This is a genomic window from Azospirillum thermophilum (assembly GCF_003130795.1).
Taxonomy (GTDB): domain Bacteria; phylum Pseudomonadota; class Alphaproteobacteria; order Azospirillales; family Azospirillaceae; genus Azospirillum; species Azospirillum thermophilum.
Genome location: NZ_CP029357.1, coordinates 623,667 through 648,603, shown reverse-complemented (window position 1 = coordinate 648,603; position 24,937 = coordinate 623,667). Strand labels below are relative to the sequence as shown.

The 24,937-nt window shown below is 70.7% G+C and carries 18 protein-coding genes; 15 read left to right on the top strand and 3 right to left on the bottom strand.

The genetic code is table 11. The annotated features are described in order from the left end of the window. Window positions 1-16 precede the first annotated feature (16 nt). The 14 genes from DEW08_RS27690 (at window position 17) to ddpX (ending at window position 20,266) form a co-directional block, all read left to right on the top strand. Entirely contained in the window at window positions 17-1,747 is a 1,731-nt protein-coding gene (locus DEW08_RS27690; RefSeq protein WP_109333376.1) for an NAD(P)H-dependent oxidoreductase subunit E, read from the top strand. After that, window positions 1,744-4,509, top strand: coding sequence for a formate dehydrogenase subunit alpha (gene fdhF, locus DEW08_RS27685; protein ID WP_109333373.1), 2,766 nt, complete (start codon window positions 1,744-1,746; stop codon window positions 4,507-4,509). Before DEW08_RS27690 ends, fdhF begins: the two co-directional genes overlap by 4 nt. 300 nt (window positions 4,510-4,809) lie before the next feature. Then, window positions 4,810-6,735 (top strand): bifunctional 5-dehydro-2-deoxygluconokinase/5-dehydro-2-deoxyphosphogluconate aldolase, encoded by a 1,926-nt coding sequence (locus DEW08_RS27680; RefSeq protein ID WP_109333371.1) that lies wholly within the window; start codon window positions 4,810-4,812, stop codon window positions 6,733-6,735. 198 nt (window positions 6,736-6,933) lie between these two features. Next, complete coding sequence (gene iolD, locus DEW08_RS27675; RefSeq protein ID WP_109333368.1) at window positions 6,934-8,781, top strand: 3D-(3,5/4)-trihydroxycyclohexane-1,2-dione acylhydrolase (decyclizing); 1,848 nt, start codon at window positions 6,934-6,936, stop codon at window positions 8,779-8,781. A gap of 88 nt (window positions 8,782-8,869) precedes the next feature. After that, window positions 8,870-9,760 (top strand): myo-inosose-2 dehydratase, encoded by an 891-nt coding sequence (gene iolE, locus DEW08_RS27670; protein WP_109333366.1) that lies wholly within the window; start codon window positions 8,870-8,872, stop codon window positions 9,758-9,760. A gap of 18 nt (window positions 9,761-9,778) precedes the next feature. Then, complete coding sequence (locus DEW08_RS27665) at window positions 9,779-11,284, top strand: CoA-acylating methylmalonate-semialdehyde dehydrogenase (protein WP_109333364.1); 1,506 nt, start codon at window positions 9,779-9,781, stop codon at window positions 11,282-11,284. 99 nt (window positions 11,285-11,383) lie between these two features. After that, window positions 11,384-12,340, top strand: coding sequence for a substrate-binding domain-containing protein (locus DEW08_RS27660; protein WP_109333362.1), 957 nt, complete (start codon window positions 11,384-11,386; stop codon window positions 12,338-12,340). Between the two features lie 69 nt (window positions 12,341-12,409). Then, window positions 12,410-13,969 (top strand): sugar ABC transporter ATP-binding protein, encoded by a 1,560-nt coding sequence (locus tag DEW08_RS27655; protein ID WP_109333360.1) that lies wholly within the window; start codon window positions 12,410-12,412, stop codon window positions 13,967-13,969. A gap of 16 nt (window positions 13,970-13,985) precedes the next feature. Beyond that, the gene (locus tag DEW08_RS27650; RefSeq protein WP_109333524.1) at window positions 13,986-14,996 is read left to right on the top strand and encodes an ABC transporter permease; all 1,011 of its coding nucleotides are present in this window, start codon (window positions 13,986-13,988) and stop codon (window positions 14,994-14,996) included. A 26-nt stretch (window positions 14,997-15,022) separates the two neighbouring features. Next, window positions 15,023-16,150, top strand: coding sequence for a Gfo/Idh/MocA family protein (locus DEW08_RS27645; protein WP_109333358.1), 1,128 nt, complete (start codon window positions 15,023-15,025; stop codon window positions 16,148-16,150). Between the two features lie 38 nt (window positions 16,151-16,188). Further along, window positions 16,189-17,196, top strand: a complete 1,008-nt coding sequence (gene iolG, locus DEW08_RS27640) for an inositol 2-dehydrogenase (protein ID WP_109333356.1) — start codon at window positions 16,189-16,191, stop codon at window positions 17,194-17,196. Window positions 17,197-17,407: 211 nt separating this feature from the next. After that, window positions 17,408-18,253: a MurR/RpiR family transcriptional regulator gene (locus DEW08_RS27635; protein ID WP_109333354.1), complete on the top strand. Its 846-nt coding sequence runs from the start codon at window positions 17,408-17,410 to the stop codon at window positions 18,251-18,253. A 505-nt stretch (window positions 18,254-18,758) separates the two neighbouring features. Beyond that, window positions 18,759-19,568 carry a 5-deoxy-glucuronate isomerase gene (gene iolB / locus DEW08_RS27630; protein WP_109333522.1) on the top strand — a complete coding sequence of 270 codons (810 nt, stop codon included), beginning with the start codon at window positions 18,759-18,761 and terminating at the stop codon, window positions 19,566-19,568. 149 nt (window positions 19,569-19,717) lie between these two features. Then, window positions 19,718-20,266: a D-alanyl-D-alanine dipeptidase gene (gene ddpX, locus DEW08_RS27625; RefSeq protein ID WP_342760810.1), complete on the top strand. Its 549-nt coding sequence runs from the start codon at window positions 19,718-19,720 to the stop codon at window positions 20,264-20,266. Window positions 20,267-20,288: 22 nt separating this feature from the next. On the opposite strand, the gene DEW08_RS27620 is transcribed toward ddpX, so the two are convergent. Next, entirely contained in the window at window positions 20,289-20,579 is a 291-nt protein-coding gene (locus tag DEW08_RS27620; RefSeq protein WP_109333352.1) for a DUF2218 domain-containing protein, read from the bottom strand. 61 nt (window positions 20,580-20,640) lie between these two features. Continuing rightward, window positions 20,641-22,683 carry a TonB-dependent receptor domain-containing protein gene (locus tag DEW08_RS27615; protein WP_245987030.1) on the bottom strand — a complete coding sequence of 681 codons (2,043 nt, stop codon included), beginning with the start codon at window positions 22,681-22,683 and terminating at the stop codon, window positions 20,641-20,643. Window positions 22,684-22,891: 208 nt separating this feature from the next. On the opposite strand from DEW08_RS27615, the gene DEW08_RS27610 reads away from it, so the two are divergent. Beyond that, complete coding sequence (locus DEW08_RS27610) at window positions 22,892-23,908, top strand: helix-turn-helix domain-containing protein (protein ID WP_109333350.1); 1,017 nt, start codon at window positions 22,892-22,894, stop codon at window positions 23,906-23,908. Here DEW08_RS27610 and arsB read toward each other — a convergent pair. Beyond that, window positions 23,905-24,930, bottom strand: a complete 1,026-nt coding sequence (gene arsB / locus DEW08_RS27605; protein ID WP_109333516.1) for an ACR3 family arsenite efflux transporter — start codon at window positions 24,928-24,930, stop codon at window positions 23,905-23,907. The two genes, DEW08_RS27610 and arsB, sit on opposite strands and share 4 nt — an antisense overlap. Between the last annotated feature and the right edge of the window lie 7 nt (window positions 24,931-24,937).

Here is a 24,937-nt window from a genome sequence, read left to right as displayed (position 1 = left end):
GAGGGAGGAGCCAACCATGGAATCCGCAAAAAGCGCGGCGAAGCGCAGCATCCACCCCGGCGCCGGCCGGCGCCACACGCGCGTCCAGCCGAAGGGACGGCAGGTCGATCCGCCGGCGCTGGAGGAGGTGCAGGCCCTGCTGGGCGACCGGCCGCGGCGGCGCGACCTGCTGATCGAGCATCTGCACCTGCTGCAGGACCGCTACCATGCGTTGCATGCCCGGCACCTCGCGGCGCTGGCGCAGGAGATGCGGCTCGCCCTGGTCGAGGTCTATGAGGTCGCCTCCTTCTACGCCCATTTCGACATCGTGATGGAGGGGGAGGAGGCGCCGCCGCCGGTCACCGTCCGGGTCTGCGACAGCCTGTCCTGCTGTCTGGCCGGCGCCGAATCCCTGCTGGAGGATCTGAAGGCGCGGCTCGAACCGGGGGTGCGGGTGGTGCGGGCACCCTGCATGGGCGCCTGCCACAACGCCCCGGCGGTGGCGATCGGCCACGGCCTGCACGAGCGGGCGACGGCCGGAAGCGTCGTCCGGGCGGTGGCCCGCGGCGAGACGCGGCCGGAGCTTTCCGCCTATACCGATTTCGAGGCCTACCGCCTGTCGGACGGCTACCGGCTGCTGGTCAACTGCCTGCAGGGGCGGGTGCCGGTGGAGAGCATCCTGCAGCGGCTGGAGTCGGCGCATCTGCGCGGGCTGGGTGGGGCGGGGTTCCCGACCGGCCGCAAATGGCGCTTCGTCCGGCACGAGCCGGGGCCGCGCCTGATGGCGGTGAACGGCGACGAGGGGGAGCCCGGCACCTTCAAGGACCGCCATTATCTGGAGACCGATCCGCACCGCTTCCTGGAGGGCATGCTGATCGCCGCCTGGGTGATCGAGGCGACGGACGTCTACATCTACCTTCGCGACGAATATCCGGCGGCGCGCGAGATCCTGCGCCGCGAGATCGCCAAGCTGGAGGAGGCCGGCTTCACCGAACACACCCGCGTCCATCTCCGCCGCGGCGCCGGCGCCTATATCTGCGGCGAGGAGTCGGCGATGCTGGAGAGCATCGAGGGCAAGCGGGGCCTGCCGCGGCACAAGCCGCCCTTTCCCTCGGTCGTCGGGCTGTTCGGCCGCCCGACCCTGATCAACAATGTCGAGACGCTGTTCTGGATCCGCGACATCCTGGAGAAGGGGCCGGACTGGTGGGGCGGCTTCGGGCGCAACGGGCGCACGGGGCTGCGCAGCTTCTCGGTTTCCGGCCGGGTGAGGGAGCCGGGGGTGAAGCTGGCCCCGACCGGCATCACCATCCGCGAGCTGATCGACGAGTATTGCGGCGGCATGGCCGACGGCCACCGCTTCAAGGCCTATCTGCCGGGCGGCGCGTCCGGCGGCATCCTGCCGGCCAGTTTGGGCGACCTGCCGCTCGATTTCGGGACGCTGGAGGCGCACGGCTGCTTCATCGGCTCGGCCGCCGTCGTCGTGCTGTCCGACCGCGACGACATGCGGGCGGTGGTGCGCAACCTGCTGGCCTTCTTCGAGGACGAGAGCTGCGGCCAATGCACTCCCTGCCGGGTCGGCACCGAGAAGGCGCTGGCGCTGATCGACCGGCCGGAGTGGGACGAGCCGCTGCTGGCCGATCTGGCGCGGCTGATGGGCTCCGCCTCCATCTGCGGGCTGGGGCAGGCGGCGCTGAACCCGCTGAAGAGCGTGCTGACCCATTTCCGCGACGATCTGCGCGAGGTGCTGCGCGAGGAGACCGGGCGATGAACGACCGTATCGTGTTCGAGCTGGACGAGAAGCCGGTCGAGGCGCTGCCGGGCGAGAGCATCTGGCAGGTGGCGACACGGCTGGGGATGGAGATCCCGCACCTCTGCCACGCCGACCAGCCGGGCTACCGCGCCGACGGCAACTGCCGCGCCTGCATGGTGGAGATCGAGGGCGAGCGGGCGCTGGCCGCCTCCTGCATCCGCCATCCGACCCCCGGCATGCGGGTGCGCACCGCCAGCGAGTCCGCCAGATTCGCCCGCCGGATGGTGTTCGAGCTGCTGGCGGGCGACCAGCCGGCGCGCGGGCGGGCGCACGACCCGGACTCGCGCTTCTGGCGCTGGGCCGACAGGGTCGGGGTGTCGGACAGCCGGTTTCCCGAGCGGGAGCAGGCGCCCGGCCCCGATTTCAGCCATCCGGCGATGGCGGTGCAGCTCGATGCCTGCATCCAGTGCACCCTGTGCGTCCGCGCCTGCCGCGAGGTGCAGGTCAACGACGTGATCGGCATGGCCCGCCGCGGCCATGACGAGCGGATCGTCTTCGACTTCGCCGACCCCATGGGGGAAAGCAGCTGCGTCGCCTGCGGCGAATGCGTGCAGGCCTGCCCGACCGGCGCCCTGCTGCCGAAGAGCGCGATGGACCTTGCCGCCGGCCGGCTGGCGGCGGAGCCGGAGCGGCAGGTGGACAGCGTCTGCCCCTATTGCGGAGTCGGCTGCCAGCTCACCTACAACATCAGGGACGGCCGCCTGCTGTCGGTGACCGGGCGGGACGGCCCGGCCAACCGCAACCGCCTGTGCGTCAAGGGCCGCTTCGGCTTCGACTACATCCACCACCCGCACCGGCTGACCCGGCCGCTGGTCCGTCGCGAGGGGGTGTCCAAGCGGGAGGTCGACATCGACCCGGCCAACCCCCTGACCCACTTCCGTGAGGCGGGCTGGGAGGAGGCGCTGGCGCTGGCCGCGGGCGGGCTGAAGGCCATCCGCGACGGCCATGGCGGATCGGCACTCGCCGGCTTCGGCTCGGCCAAGGGATCCAACGAGGAGGCCTACCTGTTCCAGAAGCTGGTGCGCACCGGCTTCGGCACCAACAACGTCGATCACTGCACGCGGCTGTGCCATGCCTCCTCGGTCGCGGCGCTGATCGAGGGGATCGGCTCCGGCGCGGTGACGGCCCCCTTCATGGCGGCCAAGGACGCCGAGGTGATCGTCGTCATCGGCTCCAACCCCACCGAGAACCACCCGGTCGCCGCCACCTTCTTCAAGAACGCGGTCAGGCAGGGGGCCAAGCTGGTGGTCATGGACCCGCGCGGGCAGGCGCTGAAGCGGCACGCCACTTACATGCTGCAGTTCACCCCCGGCCGCGACGTGGCGCTGCTGAACGCCCTGCTGAACGTCATCATCACCGACCGGCTGTACGACGCCGGCTATGTCGCCGCCCACACCCGCGACTTCGAGGAACTGCGGGACCACATCGCCCCCTACACGCCGGAGGCGATGGAGCCGCTGTGCGGCATTCCGGCGGCGGTGCTGCGCGAGGTGGCGTGGCTCTACGCCAAGTCGCGCGCCTCGATCATCTTCTGGGGCATGGGCGTGTCGCAGCACACCCACGGCACCGACAACGTCCGCTGCCTGATCGCGCTGGCGCTGGTCACCGGGCAGATCGGGCGGCCGGGCACCGGGCTGCATCCCCTGCGCGGCCAGAACAACGTGCAGGGCGCCTCCGACGCCGGGCTGATCCCGATGATGTATCCCGACTACCGCCCGGTGGAGGATGCGGCGGCCCGCGCCTTCTACGAGGATCTGTGGCAGACGCCGCTCGACCCCCGGCGCGGCCTGACGGTCGTGGAGATCATGGACGCCATCCATGCCGGCCGCATCCGCGGCATGTACATCATGGGCGAGAATCCGGCGATGTCCGACCCGGACGTCGAGCATGCGCGCGACGCGCTGGCGACGCTCGACCATCTGGTGGTGCAGGACCTGTTCCTGACCGAGACGGCGAAATATGCCGATGTCGTCCTGCCCGCCTCGGCCTGGCCGGAGAAGACCGGCACCGCGACCAACACCAACCGGCAGGTCCAACTCGGACGCCAGGCCCTGCCGCCGCCGGGCGACGCCCGGCAGGATTTGTGGATCCTCAACCAAATGGCCCGCGGGCTGGGGCTCGACTGGAGTTACGGGCATCCGCGCGAGGTGTTCGCCGAGATGACGCGGGCGATGCCCTCGCTCGACAACATCACCTGGGAGCGGCTGGAGCGCGAGGGCTCGGTCACCTATCCCAGCCTGTCGCCCGACGATCCGGGGCAGGAGATCGTCTTCCACGACGGCTTCCCCACCGCCACCGGCCGCGGCCGGCTGGTGCCCGCCGACGTCATTCCCCCGGCGGAGGAGCCGGATGCCGAGTTCCCCATGGTGCTGACGACCGGGCGGCAGCTCGAGCACTGGCACACCGGGACGATGACCCGCCGCGCGCAGGTGCTCGACGATCTGGAGCCGGAAGCGGTCGCCTATCTCAGCCCGGCCGACCTGCGGCGGCTGGGCAGCGGCCCCGGCGGCCGGGTGAGGGTGACGACCCGGCGCGGCTCGATCGAGCTGACGGCGCGCTCCGACCATGGCGTGCCCTCCGGCCTCGTCTTCATCCCCTTCTGCTATGCCGAGGCGGCGGCCAATGTGCTGACCAACCCGAAGCTCGACCCCTTCGGCAAGATCCCGGAGTTCAAGTTCGCCGCCGCGCGGGTGGAGGCGGTGGGGGAGGGGCGGCAATAGACAGGCCCGCCCCCGGCACCCCTTGTCGGCCGGCCGCATCGATGAGGGCGTGGCCACTGCCTCCGCGGCAACCCATCGGCCTCGCACTCTGTTCGTGGAACGGAAATTCCTTGTTGACGGCGGAAGGAAACGTATGTTCTATAATGAACAAGACGTTCCACCGCCTTCGAACGGAAGGCCCCGAAAAAGAAACCGGAACGATGGGAGGGAAACGGCCGGTCCGCCCTGACGGGGCAGGATCGGCGAACGGTTCCGCTCGACCGCCGTCCGTCCGGTGCCCGATTGCAGCGGAGCTTCATCATGCCAACCGAACGGTCTCTCGACGTCATCTCCATCGGCCGCTCCTCCGTCGACATCTACGGCGAACAGGTCGGCGGCCGGCTGGAGGACGTGCAGAGCTTCGCCAAATATGTCGGCGGCTGCCCGACCAACATCTCCGTCGGCACGGCCCGGCTCGGCCTGCGCTCGGCCCTGCTGACGCGGGTGGGCGACGAGCACATGGGCCGCTTCATCCGCGAACAGCTCGCGCGCGAGGGCGTCGACACCAGCCACGTCATCACCGATCCGGACCGGCTGACCGCGCTGGTCATCCTGGGGATCCGCGACCGCAAGACCTTCCCGCTGATCTTCTACCGGGAGAACTGCGCGGATATGGCGATCTGCGAGGCCGACGTCTCGGACGGCTTCATCGCCTCCGCCCGCGCCATCGTGGTCAGCGGCACCCACTTCTCCACCCCCACCACCGACGCCGCCATGCGCAAGGCGATGCGGCTGGCGCGGATGGCGGGGACCAAGGTGGTGTTCGACATCGACTACCGCCCGGTCCTGTGGAAGCTGACCGGCCACGGGCTGGGCGAGGAGCGTTTCGTCGCCGACCGCGGCGTGACAGCCCATCTGCAGACCATCCTGCCCTCCTGCGACCTGGTCGTCGGCACGGAGGAGGAATTCCACATCGCCGGCGGCACCACCGACACCGTCGCGGCGCTGCGCCGGGTGCGCGAACTGACGCGCGCCACGCTGGTGTGCAAGCGCGGTCCCATGGGCTGCGTCGTCTTCCCCGGCGACGTGCCGGACAGCCTGGATCTCGGCATCCGCGGCCCCGGCTTCCCGGTCGAGGTCTACAATGTGCTGGGGGCGGGCGACGCCTTCATGTCGGGCTTCCTGCGCGGCTGGCTGCGCGACCGCCCGCTGGAGGACTGCTGCGCCTACGCCAACGCCTGCGGCGCCTTCGCGGTGTCGCGCCACGGCTGTGCCCCGGCCATCCCGACCTGGACCGAGTTGACCCACTTCCTGGCCCACGGCAGCCCGACGCCGCGCCTGCGCGAGGACGCCGAGCTGTCGCACATCCACTGGGCAACCACCCGGCGCCGCGCGTGGCAGGAGGTGCTGGCCTTCGCCGTCGACCACCGCGCCCAGCTCGAGGCGATGGCCGAGCGCCACGGCGCCGGGCCGGAGCGCATCGCCGCCTTCAAGCGGCTGGCGCTGGCGGCGGCGCGCCGGGCCTGCGCCGGCCGCGACGGCTTCGGCATGCTGCTGGACGGCATCCACGGCCAGGATGCGCTGGAGGAGCTGACCGGCGCCGGCGCCTGGATCGGCCGGCCGATCGAGAGCCCCGGCTCGCGCCCCCTGCGCTTCGAGGGCGGGCTGGACCCGGCGGTCATCCTGCGCGAATGGCCGGCGGAGCATGTCGTGAAATGCCTCGTCTTCTACCACCCGGACGACGAGCCGGCGCTGCGCGACGAGCAGGAGCGTCAGGTGCTGACGCTGTTCGCCGCCACCCGCGCCACCGGCCATGAGCTTTTGCTGGAGATCATCCCCCCCAAGGGATCCGAGGCCGGCGAAGACACGGTGGCCCGCGCGCTCGCCCGCTTCTACGACCTCGGCGTCAAGCCGGACTGGTGGAAGCTGCCGGCGCCGGACAGCCAGGCGGCATGGAACAGGATTTCCACCGTCATCGCGGAGCGCGACCCGCTGTGCCACGGCGTCCTCATCCTCGGCCTCGACGCGCCGGAGGACACGCTGAAGGCCGGGCTCGCGCTGGCGGCCCGGCAGCCGGTCTGCAAGGGCTTCGCCATCGGCCGCACCCTGTTCGGCGGCGCGGCGGACCTCTGGCTCGCCGGCCGCATCGACGACGACGGCGCGGTGGCGGAGATGGCCGCCGCCTATGGCCGGATGATCGCCTTCTGGGACGAGCAGAGGGCGGCGGCCAAGCGCGCGGCGGCCTGAACCGGCGGGACGATCCTTCGCCGATCATGGGGCGTCCGGATCATCCGTTTGTGCCTCAACAAGTCCTTTACAGCCCCGTCTAGAACGAATATTCTACGTCGTAAAGAAAGACGGAAGAAACATACCGTCGGCCGGGATCCTCTCCCGGCCATTCCGGAGGAACGCGGGGCCGCCGGCCCCAACCAGGGAGTGTCGACCATGGCGACCGTGCGCCTTACCGTGGCCCAGGCAGTGGTCCGGTATCTCAGCGCCCAGCTCGTGGAACAGGACGGACGGCAGGTGCCGCTCTTCGCCGGGGTCTGGGCGATCTTCGGCCACGGCAACGTGGCGGGGCTGGGCGAGGCGCTCTACGCCGCCCGCGACACGCTGCCGACCTACCGCGCGCACAACGAGCAGGGCATGGCGCACGCCGCCATTGCCTATGCCAAGGCGCAGGGGCGGCGGCGGATGATGGCCTGCACCACCTCGGTCGGGCCGGGGGCCGTCAACATGGTGACCGCCGCGGCGCTCGCCCATGTCAACCGGTTGCCGGTGCTGTTCCTGCCCGGCGACACCTTCGCCACCCGCGCGCCGGATCCGGTGCTGCAGCAGGTCGAGGATTTCTACGACCCCACCGTCTCGGCCAACGACTGCTTCCGGCCGGTCTCCCGCTTCTGGGACCGCATCACCCGGCCCGAGCAGCTGATGCCCAGCCTGCGCCGCGCCCTGCAGGTGCTGACCGACCCGGCCGACTGCGGCCCGGTGACGCTGTGCCTGCCGCAGGACGTGCAGGCCGAGGCCCACGACTTCCCGCTGTCCTTCTTCGAGCCGACCCTGCGCCGGGTCCGCCGGCCGGAGCCCGACCGCGAGGATCTCGCGGCGGTGGCCGAGGCGCTGCGCCGGGCCGGAAAGCCGCTGATCGTCGCCGGCGGCGGCGTCCATTACAGCGGCGCCTGCGCCGACCTCGCCGCCTTCGCCGAACGGCACGGCATCCCGGTCGCCGAGACGCAGGCCGGCAAGGGGGCGCTGGCCTGGGACCATCCGTGCAACGTCGGCTCGATCGGCGTCACCGGCTCGTCCGCCGCCAATGCGCTGGCGGCCGAGGCCGACCTGGTGCTGGCGGTCGGCACCCGGCTCGCCGACTTCACCACCGCCTCCTGGACCGTGTTCGGCAACCCGCAGGCCCGCCTCGTCGGCCTCAACGTCGCCGCCTTCGACGCGGCCAAGGGCAACGCCCTGCCGCTGGTCGCCGATGCCGCCCGCGGCCTTGACGCACTCGGCGCCGCGCTCGGCGACTGGCGCTCGCCCACCGGATGGCAGGCCGTCGCCGTGGAGCGGACGGGCCAGTGGAACCGCGTGGTCGATGCCGCGACGGCCGATGCCGGGCTCGACCTGCCGACCGACGCCCAGGTGCTGGGTGCGGTCAACCGGGCGGCCGGCGAGGACGGCATCGTCGTCTGCGCCGCCGGCGGCCTGCCCGGCGAGCTGCACAAGCTGTGGCGCACCGCGCGCCCCGGCGGCTATCACCTGGAATACGGCTTCTCCTGCATGGGGTACGAGATCGCCGGCGGCCTCGGCGTGAAGATCGCGCAGCCCGACCGCGAGGTCTTCGTCATGGTCGGCGACGGCAGCTACCTGATGCTGAACTCCGAGCTCGCCGTCTCGGTGATGATGAAGCGCAAGCTGATCGTCGTTCTGCTCGACAACCGCGGCTTCGGCTGCATCAACCGGCTGCAGAACGCCTGCGGCGGCGCCCCCTTCAACAACCTGCTGCGCGACGCCCACCGCGAGGTGGAGGAGCTGCCCCAGGTCGATTTCGCCGCCCATCTCCGCGCACTGGGCGCCGAGACCGAAAAGGTGTCGGGCGTGGCGGCGCTGGCGGCGGCGCTGGAGCGCGCCAAGGCCTCCCCCCACACCTACGCCATCGTCATCGACACCGATCCGCTGCCCTCCACCAAGGAGGGCGGCGCCTGGTGGGACGTGCCGGTGCCCGAGACCTCCGGCCGGCCCGAGGTCGCGGCCGCGCGGGAACGGTACGTCGCCGCCAAGGCCCGCCAGCGCCGCTGATCGCCCGGCCTCCGTCCCTTCCGCCCGTCCCATCGCCCTCCGCGGGGCTTGCCGCGGACCGTCTCATTCCTGTGGGAGCTTACCGATCATGACCGTTCGTCTCGGCGTCAACCCGATCGCCTGGAGCAACGACGACATGCCCGAACTGGGCGGGGAGACGCCGCTGGAGGTGTGCCTCGCCGAAGGCAAGGCCGCCGGCTTCGACGGCTTCGAGCTCGGCAACAAATTTCCGCGCGACCCCGACGCGCTGCGCCCGATCCTGGAGCGCCACGGCCTCGCCCTCGTCTCCGGCTGGTACAGCGCCGGCCTGCTGGAGCGCACGGTGGAGGAGGAGATCGCCGCCGTGCAGCCGCACCTTCGCCTGCTGAAGGCGATGGGCTGCTCCGTCATGGTGGTGGCGGAGACGACGGGCTGCATCCACGGCTCGCGCGGCGTGCCGCTGTCGAAGCGGCCGACGCTCGCCCCCTCGCAGTGGGCCGAGTTCGGCCGCCGCATGACGGCCTTCGGCGATTACCTGCGCGAGCAGGGCACGCCGCTCGCCTACCACTACCACATGGGCACGGTGGTCGAGACGCCGGACGAGATCGACCGCTTCGCCGAGATGACCGGCGACAGCGTCGGCATCCTGCTCGACACCGGCCACCTGACCTTCGCCGGCGGCAACCCGATGGACGTCATCGGCAAGTGGGGGCACCGCATCAACCATGTCCATTGCAAGGACGTGCGCGCCGACGTCCTCCAGCGGGCCAGGCAGTCCGACAGCAGCTTCCTCGACGCGGTGATCGACGGCGTCTTCACCGTGCCGGGCGACGGCTGCGTCGATTTCCCGGCCGTGCTCCGGGGGCTGAAGACGGTCGGCTACGCCGGGCGGTGGCTGGTGATCGAGGCGGAGCAGGACCCCGCCAAGGCGCATCCGCTGACCTACGTCACCATGGGCCGCCGCCATCTCAGCGCCCTGGTGGCCGAGACCGGGCTCTGAAGCCAGAAAGATTCCGACATGACCGAGACCCTTCCGCATTTCATCGACGGCGCTCCCGTCCCCGGCATCAGCGGCCGCAGCGGCGACGTCTTCAACCCGGCGACCGGGCAGATCACCGCGCGCGTGCCGCTCGCCGGCGCCGGTGAGGTCGACAAGGCCGTCGCCGCCGCCCGCGCCGCCTTCCCCGGCTGGTCGCGCGCCACCCCGCTGCGCCGCGCCCGCGTGATGTTCGAGTTCAAGCGCCTGCTGGAGGCCAATGCCGGGCGGCTCGCCGCCGTCATCTCCGCCGAGCACGGCAAGGTCCATTCCGACGCGCTGGGCGAGGTCACCCGCGGGCTGGAGGTGGTGGAGTTCGCCTGCGGCGGCCCGCACCTGCTGAAGGGCGAGGTGACGGAGAATGTCGGCACCAGCGTGGACAGCCATTCGCTGCGCCAGCCGCTGGGCGTGGTCGCCGGCATCACGCCGTTCAACTTCCCGGCCATGGTGCCGATGTGGATGTTCCCCATCGCCATCGCCTGCGGCAACAGCTTCATCCTCAAGCCGTCGGAGCGCGTGCCGGGTGCGGCCCTGCTGCTGGCCGACCTGCTGAAGCAGGCGGGCCTGCCGGACGGCGTCTTCAACGTCGTCCACGGCGACAAGGTCGCGGTCGACGCGCTGCTCGGCCATCCGGACGTGAAGGCGGTCAGCTTCGTCGGCTCGACCCCCATCGCCCAGTACATCTATGCGACCGGTGCGGCCAACGGCAAGCGCGTGCAGGCGCTGGGCGGGGCGAAGAACCACATGGTCATCATGCCGGACGCCGACCTCGACCAGGCGGTGGACGCGCTGATGGGGGCCGCCTACGGCTCGGCCGGCGAGCGCTGCATGGCGATCTCCGTCGCCGTTCCGGTGACCGACGCGCTGGCCGATGCGCTGGTGGCGCGGCTGGCCGAGCGGGTGCGGGCGCTGAAGATCGGCCCCGGCACCGACCCGAACGCCGAGATGGGGCCGCTCGTCACCCGCCAGCACTGGCAGAAGGTGCGCGGCTACGTCGACCTCGGCGTCGCGGAGGGGGCGGAGCTGGTGGTGGACGGCCGCGAGGTCGCCCTGCCCACCGGGCCGAACGCCGAGGGCTTCTTCCTCGGCGGCTCGCTGTTCGACCGCGTGACGCCGGAGATGCGCATCTACAAGGAGGAGATCTTCGGTCCCGTCCTGTCGGTGGTCCGCGTTCCCGACTACCGCAGCGCGGTGGACCTCATCAACGCGCACGAGTTCGGCAACGGCACCGCCATCTTCACCCGCGACGGCGACACCGCCCGCGCCTTCGCGGCGGAGATCGAGGTCGGCATGGTCGGCGTCAACGTGCCGATCCCCGTGCCGATGGCCTTCCACAGCTTCGGCGGCTGGAAGCGCTCGCTGTTCGGCGACCACCACATGCACGGGCCGGAGGGGGTGCGCTTCTACACCCGCCTGAAGACCATCACCACCCGCTGGCCGACCGGCATCCGGGCCGGCGCCGACTTCATCATGCCGACCATGAAGTGACCGACGGCGGGGGCGGTGCCGCGCGAAGGGCGCCGCCCCCGACCCTCCAAGACCGATAAGGCACGTCGTTCAGGACACGTCCATCTTCAGGAGGAAACAATGTCCAGGAAACCGCTCGCGCTTGCCCTCGGTGCCATGCTGGCCGCCGGCACCGCCCTCACCTCGCTGACGGCGCTGGCCGCCGGCGAGAAGATCGTCGTCAGCTTCCAGAACATGTCCGAGCCCTTCGTCATCGCGATGAACCGGGCGCTGCAGGACGAGGCGAAGAAGCTGGACGTCAGCCTGATCGTGGTCGATGCCCAGAGCAACTCGCCCAAGCAGTCCGCCGACCTCGCCAACGCGGTGGTCCAGGGCGCCAAGGGCGTGATCGTCGCCCCCAACGACGCCAAGGCGCTGGCCCCGGCCATCGACGACGTGCAGGCGGAGAAGATCCCGGTCGTCACCGTCGACCGCCGGGTCGAAGGCACCGCCAGGCCGGTCGCCCATGTCGGCGCCGACAACGTGGCGGGCGGCCGGACCATGGCGGCCTATGTGCAGACGCTGTTCCCCAACGGCGCGCGCATCGTCCATCTCAGCGGCCAGCCGGGCAGCAGCTCGGCCATCGACCGCGCCAAGGGCTTCCGCGACGGCATCACGGCGGCCGGCGCCAAATACCAGATCATCGCCGACCAGACCGCCAACTGGCGCCGGGCCGAGGGGCTGACCGTCACCGAGGGCATCCTGACCGCCAATTCCGCCAACCCGCCGGACGTCGTCGTCGCCTCCAACGACGACATGGCGCTGGGCGCGCTGGAGGCGGTCCGCTCCGTCCTCGGCGCCAAGTCGAAGGTGCAGGTCATCGGCTTCGACGCGCTGCCGGAGACGCTGGACAAGGTGCGCAAGGGCGAGATCGCCGGCACCGTCGAGCAGAGCCCGAGCACCCAGATACGCACCGCGCTGAACACGCTGGTCGATCACATCCGCAAGGGCACCGAGCTGAAGAGCCTGGCGATCGAGCCGACGCTGATCACCAGGGACAACCTCGACAAGGCCGACCGCATCGCCGAGGTCAACTGAGCCGAGGCCGACTGAGGCCGGGCCGGCCTCAGACTCTTCAAGAATCCAGCAAATCCGAGGGAGCCGGTGATGGGTCAAGCGATTCTTCGGGCGGCCGACATCCGCAAGGCGTTTCCCGGCGTGGTCGCGCTCGACGGTGTCCGGATGGAGGTCGAGCCGGGCGAGGTCCATGCCCTGCTCGGCGAGAACGGCGCCGGGAAGTCCACCTTCCTGAAGATCCTGGCGGGCGCCCAGCCCTGCGACGGCGGCGAGCTGCTGTTCGCCGGCGAGCGGCTGGAGCCCGCCGAGACGCCGATCGACCGGCAGAACCGGGGGATCGTCACGATCTACCAGGAGTTCAACCTGCTGCCCGCCATGACGATCGCCGAGAACATGTATCTCGGCCGCGAGCCGTTGCGCGGCAACGGCCTGATCGACTGGCGGCGGATGTACCGCGATGCCCGCAAGGTGATCGACGAGCTGGGGCTGGGCCTCGACCCGCGCACGCCGGTGCGGGTGCTCAGCGTCGCCGAGCAGCAGATGGTGGAGATCTCCAAGGCGCTCACCATGAACGCCCGGCTGATCATCATGGACGAGCCGACCGCCGCCCTGTCGGGCAAGGAGGTCGACAAGCTCCATTCCATCATCCGCGACCTGAAGGCCAAGGGCATCGCGATCATCTACGTGACGCACCGGCTGGTGGAGGTGACGGCGGTCTGCGACCGCTTCACCGTCTTCCGCGACGGCCGCTATGTCGCGACGAGGCCGGTCGAGGGCGCCACCGTGGAGGACATGGTGCGCCTGATGGTCGGCCGCGACGTCGAGTTCCAGCGCCGCCGCGAGCGCTATGCCCGCGACCACGTCATGCTGGAGGTGCGCGGCGTGTCGCGCGCCGGCCGGCCCGGCGAGCCGCACGCCACCATCCTGCGCGACCTGTCGGTGCAGGTCCGGGCGGGGGAGATCGTCGGCTTCGCCGGTCTGGTCGGGGCCGGCCGCACCGAGCTCGCCCGCATCATCTTCGGGGCCGACGGCTGCGACAGCGGGCTGATCGCGGTGGACGGCAAGGCCGTGCCGCTGAAGTCGCCCGGCGACGCCCTCGCCGCCGGCATCGCGCTGGTGCCGGAGGACCGCAAGCAGCAGGGCTGCTTCCTGCCCCATTCCATCCGCCACAACCTGTCGCTGCCCAGCCTCAAGCGCCTGTCGAAGTGGAAGTTCTTCGTCGACGAGAAGGCGGAGCGGCAGCTCATCGAGGATTACCGCCGCAAGTTCGGCATCAAGATGGCGAACGACGAGGTCGCCATCGGCACGCTGTCGGGCGGCAACCAGCAGAAGGTCCTGCTCGCCCGCTGCATGGCGCTGAAGCCCAAGGTGCTGATCGTCGACGAGCCGACCCGCGGCATCGACGTCGGCGCCAAGGCCGAGGTGCATCAGGTGCTGTTCGAGATGGCGCGGGCGGGCGTCGCGGTGATCGTCATCTCCTCCGAACTGCCGGAGGTGATGGCGGTGGCCGACCGCATCGTCACCTTCCGCGAGGGCCGCATCACCGGCAGCCTGGACGCCGACGAGGCGACCGAGGAACGGCTGATGAGCCTGATGGCGCTGGGCGCCGGCCCCGGCGGCACGGTGCGGCATATCCATGCGGCTCACTGACATGAAGGACAAGACCATGACCACCGTCGCCCTTTCCAACGAGCCGCCCAACCAGCCGCGGAAGTTCGACGTCGTCCAGTTCCTGGAGAAATACGGCGTCCTTCTGTTCCTGATCCTGCTGTGCGCCGGCTTCGCGCTGCACAGCCCGATGTTCCTGTCGGTGCGCAACATCACCAACATCCTGACCGAGGTGTCGATCTACGGCATCGTCGCGGTCGGCATGACCTGCGTGATCCTGACCGGCGGCGTCGATCTCGCCGTCGGCTCCGTGCTGGCCTTCGCCGCCCTGGTCGGCGCCTGGGTGGTGACCGGCATCGGCATGCCGAACCTGGGCGGCATGGGCTTCCTGCTGGCGCTGCTGATCGCCTGCGCCGTCGGCACGCTGACCGGCTATGTCCACGGCAAGGTGATCACGCTGTTCAGCGTGCCGCCCTTCATCGTGACGCTCGGCGGCATGACCATCTGGCGCGGCGCCACGCTGGTGATGAACGACGGCGCGCCGGTCGCCGGCTTCGACGCCGGCTACCGCTGGTGGGGCCGCGGCGACGTGCTGGGCATCCCGGTGCCGGTTCTGGTGCTGTTCGCCGTGGCGGCGGCCTGCTACGTCGTGCTGCGCTACACCCGCTTCGGCCGCCAGATCTACGCGGTCGGCGGCAATCCGGAGGCGGCGCGCCTGTCCGGCATCAACGTCAACCGGGTGCTCGTCTCCGTCTACGTCATCGTCGGCTTCCTGGCCGGTCTCGCCGGTTTCCTGCTGTCGGCCCGGCTGGGTTCGGCGGAGGCCATCGCCGGCACCTCCTACGAGCTGCGCATCATCGCCTCGGTCGTCATCGGCGGCACCAGCCTGTTCGGCGGCATCGGCGGGGTGGGCGGCACGGTGATCGGCGCGCTGCTGATCGGCGTCCTGCTCAACGGCCTCGTGATGATGAACGTTTCGCCCTACTACCAGCAGATCGTGATGGGCGTCATCATCGTGCTGGCCGTCGCCTTCGACACCTACGCCAAGATGCGGCGGGGCAAGCGCTGACCGGTCGCAAGGAAACGGATCCCGTCATGAAGACACTCAACGTCGGGCTGGTCGGCAGCGGCTTCATGGGCCGCGCCCACGCCCAGGCCTTCCGCGCGGTGGGCGGCCTGTTCGACCTGCCGCTCGCCCCGGTCCTCGACATCCTCGCCGACCGGGACGAGGAGACCGCGCGCGCATCGGCCGCCGCGCTCGGCTTCCGCCGCCACACCGGCGACTGGCGCCGGCTGGTCGAGGACCCGGCGGTGGATGTGGTCGCCGTCACCACGCCGAACCGGCTGCACGCGCCGATCGCGCTCGCCGCCATCGCCGCCGGCAAGCATGTCTATTGCGAGAAGCCGCTGGCGACCACGCTGGCCGACGCCCGCGCCATGACCGCGGCGGCGGAAGCCCGCGGGGTGGTGACGCTGGTGGGGTTCAATTACCTGAAGAACCCGATGATCGCGCTCGCCCGCGAGATCGTGCAGGGCGGCGAGATCGGCGAGGTCACCGGCTTCCGCGGCATCCATGCCGAGGATTTCATGGCCGACCCCGACCAGCCCTACGGCTGGCGCTGCGAGCCGGACAATGCCGGCGGCGCGCTGGCCGACATCGGCAGCCACATCATCGCCATGGCCCGGCACCTCGCCGGCGAGATCACCGCCGTCTCCGGCCGGCTGCACACCGTCCACGGCAGCCGCCCGGCCGCTCCCGGTTCCACCGAACGCAAGTCCGTCACCGTCGACGATCAGGCCCATGCGCTGGTCGAGTTCGCCGGCGGCGCCACGGGAAGCCTGACCGCGAGCTGGATCGCGCAGGGCCGCAAGATGCAGCTCGCCTTCGAGCTGACCGGCACCCGCGGCTCCATCGCCTTCACGCAGGAGCGCTTCAACGAGCTGCGGCTCTACACCGCCGGCGGCCGGCGCGGGCGGGAGGGCTACACCCTGATCGCCGCCGGGCCGGAGCACGGCGATTATGGCGCCTTCTGCCCGGCGCCCGGCCACCAGATCGGCTTCAACGACCTGAAGGCCATCGAGGTCAAGGCGCTGGTCGAGGCCATCGCCGGCACGTCCGCCGCCGGTCCCGACTTCCGCGAAGCCTGCGAGGTGGAGCGGGTGGCGGAGGCCATCCACCGTTCGCACCGCGACCGCTGCTGGATCGACGTCCGGTCGGTCTGATCCCCGAAACCAAGAACCGCCTATCCAGGAGTTCCCCAATGGTTCGCTTCGCCGTCATCGGCTGTGGTCGCATCGGCCGCATGCATGCCCGCAACATCAAGGCCCATCCCCGCGCCGACGTGACGGTCGTCCAGGACGTCGCCACCACGGCGGCTGAGGAGACCGCGGCGGCGGTCGGCGCCCGCGTCGCCCGCACGGCCGAGGAGGTGCTGGCCGATCCGGCGGTGGACGCCCTGTTCATCGCCTCCTCGACCGACACCCATGTCGACCTGATCGCCGCCGGGGCGAAGGCCGGCAAGCCGGTGCTGTGCGAGAAGCCGATCGACCTGGACATGGGCCGGGTCGAGGCCTGCTGGGCGGAGATCGCGCCGCTGAACCCGCTGGTGATGATCGGCTTCAACCGCCGCTTCGACCCCTCCTTCAAGGCGGTGCGCGACCGCATCCAGGCCGGCGAGATCGGCCGGCTGGAGCAGGTGGTCATCACCAGCCGCGACCCGGCGCCGCCGCCGGCCGCCTACGTCAAGCGCTCCGGCGGGCTGTTCCGCGACATGACCATCCACGACTTCGACATGGCCCGCTATCTGGCCGGCGACATCGTCGAGGTGCAGGCGATGGGCGCCAACCTGATCGACCCGGCCATCGGGGCGGAGGGCGACATCGACGCCGCCATGATCGTGCTGCGGGCGGCCTCCGGCGCGCTCGTCCACATCAACAACAGCCGGCGCAGCGTCTACGGCTACGACCAGCGGGTGGAGGCCTTCGGCTCCGAGGGGATGCTGCAGGCCGGCAACCGCCGCGCCACCACGGTGGAAGCCTGGGGCGCCGCCCGTACCGCGGCGCAGGACCCCGTGCTGGACTTCTTCATCGAGCGCTACCGCGAAGCCTATCTCGCCGAGATCGACCATTTCGTCGATTGCGTCGAGACCGGCGCCACGCCGCTGTCGAGCTTCCGGGAAGGCCGCGAGGCCCAGCGTCTGGCGGAGGCCGCCATCCGCTCGCTGGAGACCGGCGCCATCGTGCGGGTGTCGGACGTGGCGGTGCGATAGGCGCGGCATCTGCCGTCCGGCCCGTCCATCCTGTCCGCCCCATCCTGTCCGGACAAAGACCGACATGGCCGTGCCCCGTCACGGCCATGCCGATTCCCGGGGGGCGGGGCGGCTGCCGGGCACAAGGGGCTTGGTCCCCGCGGCGGGAACATTTATTCTACCGGGCAACCCGCGCCGACATGCGCCCCACCGACAGGCCGACACCGATCCCATGGAGCCAGAGACCGACGCCCCGGCGAGCTTCACCGCTCTCCAGGCCGCCATCGCGCAGCGCCAGAACAGCCTCAGCCCGCGCCTGCGGCAGATCGCCGAGTTCGCGCTGTCCAATCCCAACGACATGGCGCTGCAGACCGTGGCGCAGATCGCGGAGCAGGCGGGCGTCCAGCCCTCCGCCCTGATCCGCTTCTCCAAGTCGCTGGGCTACGAGGGCTTCACGGAGATGCAGCGCGTCTTCCGCAGCCGCCTCACCGACAACATGCCCAACTACAAGGAGCGCATCCGCGCGCTGGCCGACGGCGGGCCGGGCCTGACCGACGCCGGCCGGGTGGTGGAGCATTTCATCGACGCCGGCATCAACGCGCTGCAGCACCTGCGGCAGGAACTGTCGGGCGCCGAGATCGAGCGGGCGCTCGATCTGCTGGAGCGGGCCGACCACATCTACGTCATGGGCCAGCGCCGCTCCTTTCCGGTGGCGGCCTATCTCGGCTACGCGCTGGGGCGGCTCGGCCGGCGCACCGTCCTGCTCGACGGGCTGGGCGGCATGCTGCGCCAGCAGGTGCAGGCCATCGGCGACCGCGACCTGCTGGTGGCGATCAGCTTCAAGCCCTATTCGGAGGACACGGTGGAGATCTGCCGGCTCGCCGCCGGCAACGGCGTCTCGGTGCTGGGGATCACCGACGGGACGCTGAGCCCGATCATGCCGCTCGCCGTCGTGACGCTGGCGGTGGAGGATGCGCAGGTGAAGGGCTTCCGCTCGCTCACCGCCACCATGTGCCTGGCGGTCAGCCTGATCGTGGCGCTCGGCCAGCGGCTCGACAAAGAAAAGGCCGGACGGTAGGGGGACCGTCCGGCCATCAGGTAACCTCTGCCAGGAGATAGCAAGAGGCAGACGCAACCGAGGAACCACGCAACACAGGCCACGTCGCGGAGGCCCGGACCTGGGTTGGGGCCGAAGTCGGGACCTGCGCGGCTGCCCCGGGGAAGGGCGCCGTCTCGCGCAGGACCGGCAACTTCGGGAGAAACCGGATCGTCCATCGCCGCCGATCGTCCGGGCCAAGGGACCATTCCGGTGGAAGGCCCCCGCCTGGGCGCCGCGAGCGGGCGGCGGGGCAGATCGATAGAACACGATCCTGGAATACGTTTCAAGAGGGAATTTGTATTCTATCCCTCCGTCGAACCATCGGTCCGCCCGCCCCTCATTCGGCCGGAACGACGGCGGATTCAGAAAATAAATTCTATGAATGACGTTGGATGGAATGTACAGTTCCGCCCAGAACCGGCCTCCGCCGGCCGGTCAGGCCGTGCGGAGGCGAAACGGGAAAACCGGGATGGAAAGGCTGACCATGAGCAAGCTGCTGCTGCGCAACCATGCGCCGGACGCCGCCGGGCGGGTCCACCATGTCACGCCGCAATCGGCGGGGTGGGAGCATGTCGGGTTCGATCTCTACCGGCTCGACCCCGGACAGACGGTTTCCGGCAGCGATCCGGGCCGCGAAAGCTGCCTCGTCTTCGTCTCCGGCAAGGGCGACGCCATGGCCGGGCGCGAGGAATGGTCCGGCCTCGGCGAGCGCACGTCCCCCTTCGAGGACAAGCGGCCCTACGCCATCTATGTCCCGCAGGGCGCCGGCTGGCAGGTGCGGGCGACCACCGCGCTGGAGCTGGCGGTCTGCACCGCCCCCGGCCATGGCGGCGGTCTGCCGGTCCGGCTGATCCGGCCGGAGGACGTCGCCGCCTCGGTCCGCGGCGCCGGCAGCAACACGCGCCATGTCTTCGACATCCTGCCGGAGACCAAGCCCGCCGACAGCCTGCTGGTGGTGGAGGTCGTCACGCCGCCCGGCAACTGGTCGAGCTACCCGCCGCACAAGCACGACCTCGACGACGGCACGGCGGAGACGCTACTGGAGGAGACCTACTATCACCGGATCGACCCGCCGCAGGGCTTCGCCTTCCAGCGCGTCTACACCGACGACCGCTCGCTGGACGAGGCGATGGCGGTGGAGGACGGCGACCTCGTGATGGTGCCGCGCGGCTACCATCCGGTCGGCGTCGCCCACGGCTACACCGGCTATTACCTGAACGTGATGGCCGGCCCGCGCCGCGCCTGGCATTTCAACACGGCGCCGGAACACCGCTGGCTGATGCGGGCCTCGTGACCCGGCCGCCGGCGGCGGGCAGGCTTGAGGGAACAGCGGTTGAGCCCGGCCGGCCGCCGTGGGAGAAGCTGGGGGAGAAGGAAAGTCCGGACCGCTGGACCGGCGCCGGACCTTCCCGAGCCGACCCTGTGCCCCCCTGTGCCGAGGACATGATGGAGCTTCTGCGCGTCGTCCACCCCGCGATCGACCTCGATCTGCGCTATGCGACGGCCAACAACATCACCGGCGAGCCGATCTACCGGACCGCCATCGCCTATCTGCATCCCGTGGCGCATGCCGCGCTGACGCATGCCGCCGACCTCGCCCGGGCGCAGGGGCTGCGGCTGCGGGTGTTCGACGCCTACCGCCCCGCCTTCGCGCAACGCAGGCTGTGGGCGGCGCTGCCCGACGCCACCTTCATCGCCGACCCGTCGCTGGGGTCCAACCACACCCGCGGCATCGCGGTCGACCTGACGCTCGCCGATGCCGAGGGGCGGGAACTGGACATGGGCACCGGCTTCGACGACATGTCGGAGCAGTCGTTCCACGGCCGCACCGACATTCCGGTGGAGGCCCAGGCCAACCGGCTGCGGCTCGCCGGGCTGATGGCGCTGTGCGGCTTCAACTTCAACCCGCACGAGTGGTGGCACTACGACCTGCCGAGCCCCACCGGCTATCCGCTGCTGGAAGGCTGCCACGCCGACAGCGAGATGGGGTGAACCCTGCGCGAGGGAGGGGCCGTCAGCCCGCCGGCTCCTCCCAGCTCAACACCGGCGTCTCGCGCCAGGCGAAGCGGCGGAGGTGGTCGTCCACCACCGCCTTCACCCGGTCCAGTCCCTGCGCGTCCGGCGCCTCGCAGCGCAGGTCCAGCGTGTCGTCGCCGGCCGTCATGTGGCAGACGCCCCAGGGGAAGTCGGCGCGGCCCCGCCGCCCGTCATACTCCACCGGGATCTTGTGGGCGAAGTGCTTGCAGAGCTGGACCAGATAGCGGCTGGCCAGCGCGGTGCCGACCCGGGCCTGCTGCACCGGCATGGCGTTTCCTCCCCTGTTGTCGTTGATGGCCGTCTTGTCGCTGATGGCTGTGGGGGCGCCGTCAGAACTTGACGGTCGAGGACAGGTAGAAGGTCCGTCCCTGCGACAGCACCGGCGTGATGACCGAGGTCTGCCCATAGGTGGAGCGGGCGGAATAGGCCTGGTCGAAGATGTTGTTCGCCTCCGCCCGCAGGGTCCAGTTGGCGAGGGAGGGCGCCGGCTGCCACTCGGCGGACAGGTTCGCGACCTGATATGCCCTCAGCGAGCCGAAGCCGGCGGCGCGCAACGCATCGTCCTTGATCTTGAAGGCGAACTCCGACGAGGCGCCCAGCGTCAGGCGCCAGTCCTCGACGGTGTAGCGGCCGGCCAGCGTCAGCATGTCGCCCACCGGGGCGCCGGTGTTGTAGTCGCTGGGCAGCACCATGCGGCCGCCATAGGTGACGTCGCTGTGCGCGTACTTGGCGTTGACGCCCGCGTTCGCCCACCGGTAGCCGGCCGACAGGTCGAAGCCCTGGCTCTTCAGGTCCTGGCCGTTGATCCGCCGCAGCGTGGTGTAGTTCATGTCCAGCGGGTTGTCGATCAGGGTGCGGAACAGCGCGCCCTCCATCGTCAGTCCGCCGTCGGCATAGCGCAGCCCGCCGCGCATGGTGTGGGCGGCGGTCGGTCGGAGGTCCGGCGAATAGCGGTAGTTGTTGGCATGGAACAGCGCCGTCTCCACCATCTCCAGCCCGCCCCAGACATAGGCGTAGCCCGCGAAGGCGGTGACGCCGCCGCCGACGTCGACTTCCGCCGAGATGTTGGGGCTGAGGCCGGTGTTGTCGAAGGTCTGGCCGTCCACCGCGCGGTAGCTCTGGTGGTCGATCCGCAGGCCGGTCGACAGGCGCAGCCGCTCCACCGGCGACAGCCGCGCCTGGACGAAGCCGCCGATGGTGGTGATGCGCTCGCTGGCGTCGGTCGGGAAGTGGAAGCGCTCCAGCGACACCTCGTCCCGGTTGAAGTCGACGCCGGCGGTCAGCCTGCCCGTGGGGATGGCGAAGCTGTTCCTGATCGTGCCGCCGATGCTCTCCACCTCGGCCTTGAAGTCGCCGTGGGGGGTGGGCAGCCGGTTCTCGTTCGGCCGGTCCAGCCCGTTCCTGTTGTAGTAGACGTTGATGTCGGGATCGAACAGGTCGGTCGGCTTGGTCGTCCTGTAGCCGGCCGTGGCGGTGGTGCGCGTCGCCCTGGTGTGGTTCAGCAGCCGGCCGGTGGCGTTGTTGATGAAGCCCATGTTGGGGCGCAGGCGGCGCGTCCCTTCGTCCTCCACCCGCTCGATCGAGGCATGGACGCGGTGCCCGTCGGCGGATTCATAGGCCAGCTTGCCGAGCCCGCTCATCAGGTCGGTGGCGGTGCCGGCCTCCTTGCGGCCGTGGCCGTTCTCGTAGTCCTTGCCGCGGGCGACGGTGCCGATGCCCAGCAGCTCGAACCCGTCCTTCACCCCATAGCCGGCGCCGGTGGTGCGGAAGGTCCTGGAGTTGGTGTCGTAGCCCAGGACGACGGTGCCGCCGGTCTCCCGGCCGGGCAGCAGCATGTCGCGGGCGTCCTTGGTCGTGAAGCGCACGGAGCCGCCCAGCGCCCCGAAGCCGGAATCGGCGGGCGACACGCCGGCCTGGACCTCCGCCGACTTCAGGAAGATGGGGTCGAGCGTCAGGTTGCCGTTGTGGTGCCAGACGTTGTTGCGTTGCGGCGCGCCGTCCACGGTCACGTTCAGCTTCGCCTGGTCCAGCCCGTGGACATAGAGCTTCTGCGACGCGGTGCTGCCGCTCGGCACGGTGACGGCGGGCTCGTCCCGGAACAGCTTCTGCAGGGTCAGCGGCTGCTCGCGGTCGATCTTCTCCTGCGGGATGGCGCCGGTCGTCTCGATGTCGCGGACGGCGGCGCCCTCCACCTGGACCGGCTGCAGGGTCAGGGCGCCCGGCTGCTGCTGCGCCTCGGCCCGGCCGGCCAGCGCCAGCGGCACCAGGATGGAGGTGGCGAGCAGCAGCGCCTTGCCCCCGGCGGCCCGCTGTCCCGGCCCGGTCGTCTCAGGAGTCCGCGGGTCTCGCCCGGCACCGCACGGCATGGTCATGGCTGGTCATCCTCTCCGGCCGGCGCCCGCTCTGGACGGCGGCTTCTCTGCTGTGTTAGCGATAATAAGAATTACTCGCAATTCTCGACGGCGACCGGGCCTTCGGCGTGGCCGGCCGCCACGACGCCGGTATAGCCCTTTTGGCGGAGGGGCGCCTTTGCCGGACGGTCGAAGATCTTTGCGGGCCGGTCGAAGACGGGGGAGTGACATGACCAAGCCAGACGACGGCGGCCGGGCCGACAGCCTTCCCGCCGCCTGCCTGACCTATCGCGACCTGATGGGCGTCCTGCGCCGCGGCGACGGCCCCGTGCCGGCGCTGACGGCGCCGGACCTCAAGCCGGAGGATCCCGTCCTGCATGGACGGTTCCGCCTGATGTCCATGCGCTGCGGCCTGTCGCTGCACGCCACCGACGCGACGGACGCCGTCGACCTGACGACGCACGCGGCCGCGAAGCCGGGGCTGACGGTCGCGCTGTTCCTGCGTGGCGACGCCGACATCTCGCTCGGCGACCGCCGCTTCCGCATAACGGCCGGCACGGGGCCGAAGGTGTTCCTGCTGGCGCGGGCGGAGCCGGACCTGTTCATCCGCCGCGGCATGCGCGGCAACCGGGTGCGCAAGCTGTCGATCAACGTGCCGCCCGACTGGCTGGCGGACGATCCGCTGGCCGCCGACCGCCGGCTGCGCCTTTTCGCCGAAACCCATGGGGCGAGCGCCGGCTGGGCGCCCTCGGCGGGCCAGATCCGGCTGGCGGAGCGGCTGACCGGCCCGACGCCCTACCGGCCGTCGCTGGAGGGGCTCTATCTGGAAAGCCACGCGCTGGAACTGGTGGCCGAGCTGCTGGCGGTGCTCTCCGGCGGGGCGGGCGATCCGTCCGGCGGCCGGACGCCCGGCGAACGGGACCTGGCCCGCATCCGGCGGGTGCGCGACTATCTCCACGCGCAGGACGGCGCCTGCCCCCGCCTGGAGGACATCGCCCGCCATGCCGGAATGAGCGTCAGCGTCCTGCAACGCCTGTTCCGGGCCGTCTACGGCACCACCGTCGCCGACTATCACCGCAGCCTGCGGATGGACCGGGCGCGCCGCCTGCTGGAGCGCGACGGCGTGACGGTGACGGAGGCCGCCTACGCCGCCGGCTACGACAACCCCGCCAACTTCTCCACCGCCTTCAAGCGGCGCTTCGGCCTGTCCCCGCGGGAGGCGCGCGCGGTGCGGGTGGTGGTTTAGGCGCGCCCCTCGTACCAGGGCCGGGTCGCCTTGACGATGCGGACGACCGACAGCATCACCGGCACCTCGACCAGCACGCCGACGACGGTGGCGAGCGCCGCACCGGACCCCAGCCCGAACAGGCTGATCGCCGCGGCCACCGCCAGCTCGAAGAAGTTGGATGCTCCGATCAGCGCCGCCGGCGCCGCGACGCACCAGGCGACGCCGAACCGCCGCGACAGCCAGTAGGCGAGGCCGGCGTTGAAGTAGACCTGGATCAGGATCGGCACCGCCAGCAGGCCGATCACCAGCGGCTGGGCCAGGATCCGCTCGCCCTGGAAGCCGAACAGCAGCACCAGCGTGGTCAGCAGCGCCACCAGCGACAGCGGCTGGAGCAGGCCGAGCGTCCGCTTCACCGCCGCCTCGCCGCCGCGGGCCAGCAGCGTGCGCCGCCAGAGCTGCGCCGCCACCACGGGGATGACGATGTAGAGCAGCACCGACAGCAGCAGCGTGCTCCACGGCACGGTGATCGAGGCGACGCCCAGCAGCAGCCCGACCAGCGGCGCGAAGGCGAAGACCATGATGACGTCGTTCAGCGCCACCTGGCTCAGCGTGTAATGCGGCTCGCCCTCGCACAGGTTGGACCAGACGAAGACCATGGCGGTGCAGGGGGCGGCGGCCAGCAGGATCAGCCCGGCGATGTAGGAGGGGATCTGGTCCTGCGGCAGCAGCGGGGCGAACAGGTGGCCGATGAACAGCGTGCCGAGCAGCGCCATCGAGAAGGGCTTGACCGCCCAGTTGATGAACAGCGTCACCCCGATGCCGCGCCAGTGCTCGCGCACCTGACCCAGCGCGCCGAGGTCGATCTTCAGCAGCATCGGCACGATCATCAGCCAGATCAGCACCGCCACCGGCAGGTTGACCTGTGCGACCTCCGCCGCCGCGATGACCTGGAACAGGCCCGGCATCAGGTGGCCGAGCGCGATGCCCGCCACGATGCACAGCGCCACCCAGACGCTGAGGTAGCGCTCGAAGCCGCCCATGGCCGGG

What these genes read in the sequence shown, in the direction of transcription:
- DEW08_RS27690 (WP_109333376.1), top strand. Translation starts at nt 17, where the DNA reads ATGGAATCCGCAAAAAGCGCGGCGAAGCGCAGCATCCACCCCGGCGCC.
- fdhF (WP_109333373.1), top strand. Translation starts at nt 1,744, where the DNA reads ATGAACGACCGTATCGTGTTCGAGCTGGACGAGAAGCCGGTCGAGGCG.
- DEW08_RS27680 (WP_109333371.1), top strand. Translation starts at nt 4,810, where the DNA reads ATGCCAACCGAACGGTCTCTCGACGTCATCTCCATCGGCCGCTCCTCC.
- iolD (WP_109333368.1), top strand. Translation starts at nt 6,934, where the DNA reads ATGGCGACCGTGCGCCTTACCGTGGCCCAGGCAGTGGTCCGGTATCTC.
- iolE (WP_109333366.1), top strand. Translation starts at nt 8,870, where the DNA reads ATGACCGTTCGTCTCGGCGTCAACCCGATCGCCTGGAGCAACGACGAC.
- DEW08_RS27665 (WP_109333364.1), top strand. Translation starts at nt 9,779, where the DNA reads ATGACCGAGACCCTTCCGCATTTCATCGACGGCGCTCCCGTCCCCGGC.
- DEW08_RS27660 (WP_109333362.1), top strand. Translation starts at nt 11,384, where the DNA reads ATGTCCAGGAAACCGCTCGCGCTTGCCCTCGGTGCCATGCTGGCCGCC.
- DEW08_RS27655 (WP_109333360.1), top strand. Translation starts at nt 12,410, where the DNA reads ATGGGTCAAGCGATTCTTCGGGCGGCCGACATCCGCAAGGCGTTTCCC.
- DEW08_RS27650 (WP_109333524.1), top strand. Translation starts at nt 13,986, where the DNA reads ATGACCACCGTCGCCCTTTCCAACGAGCCGCCCAACCAGCCGCGGAAG.
- DEW08_RS27645 (WP_109333358.1), top strand. Translation starts at nt 15,023, where the DNA reads ATGAAGACACTCAACGTCGGGCTGGTCGGCAGCGGCTTCATGGGCCGC.
- iolG (WP_109333356.1), top strand. Translation starts at nt 16,189, where the DNA reads ATGGTTCGCTTCGCCGTCATCGGCTGTGGTCGCATCGGCCGCATGCAT.
- DEW08_RS27635 (WP_109333354.1), top strand. Translation starts at nt 17,408, where the DNA reads ATGGAGCCAGAGACCGACGCCCCGGCGAGCTTCACCGCTCTCCAGGCC.
- iolB (WP_109333522.1), top strand. Translation starts at nt 18,759, where the DNA reads ATGAGCAAGCTGCTGCTGCGCAACCATGCGCCGGACGCCGCCGGGCGG.
- ddpX (WP_342760810.1), top strand. Translation starts at nt 19,718, where the DNA reads ATGATGGAGCTTCTGCGCGTCGTCCACCCCGCGATCGACCTCGATCTG.
- DEW08_RS27620 (WP_109333352.1), bottom strand. Translation starts at nt 20,579, where the DNA reads ATGCCGGTGCAGCAGGCCCGGGTCGGCACCGCGCTGGCCAGCCGCTAT.
- DEW08_RS27615 (WP_245987030.1), bottom strand. Translation starts at nt 22,683, where the DNA reads ATGACCATGCCGTGCGGTGCCGGGCGAGACCCGCGGACTCCTGAGACG.
- DEW08_RS27610 (WP_109333350.1), top strand. Translation starts at nt 22,892, where the DNA reads ATGACCAAGCCAGACGACGGCGGCCGGGCCGACAGCCTTCCCGCCGCC.
- arsB (WP_109333516.1), bottom strand. Translation starts at nt 24,930, where the DNA reads ATGGGCGGCTTCGAGCGCTACCTCAGCGTCTGGGTGGCGCTGTGCATC.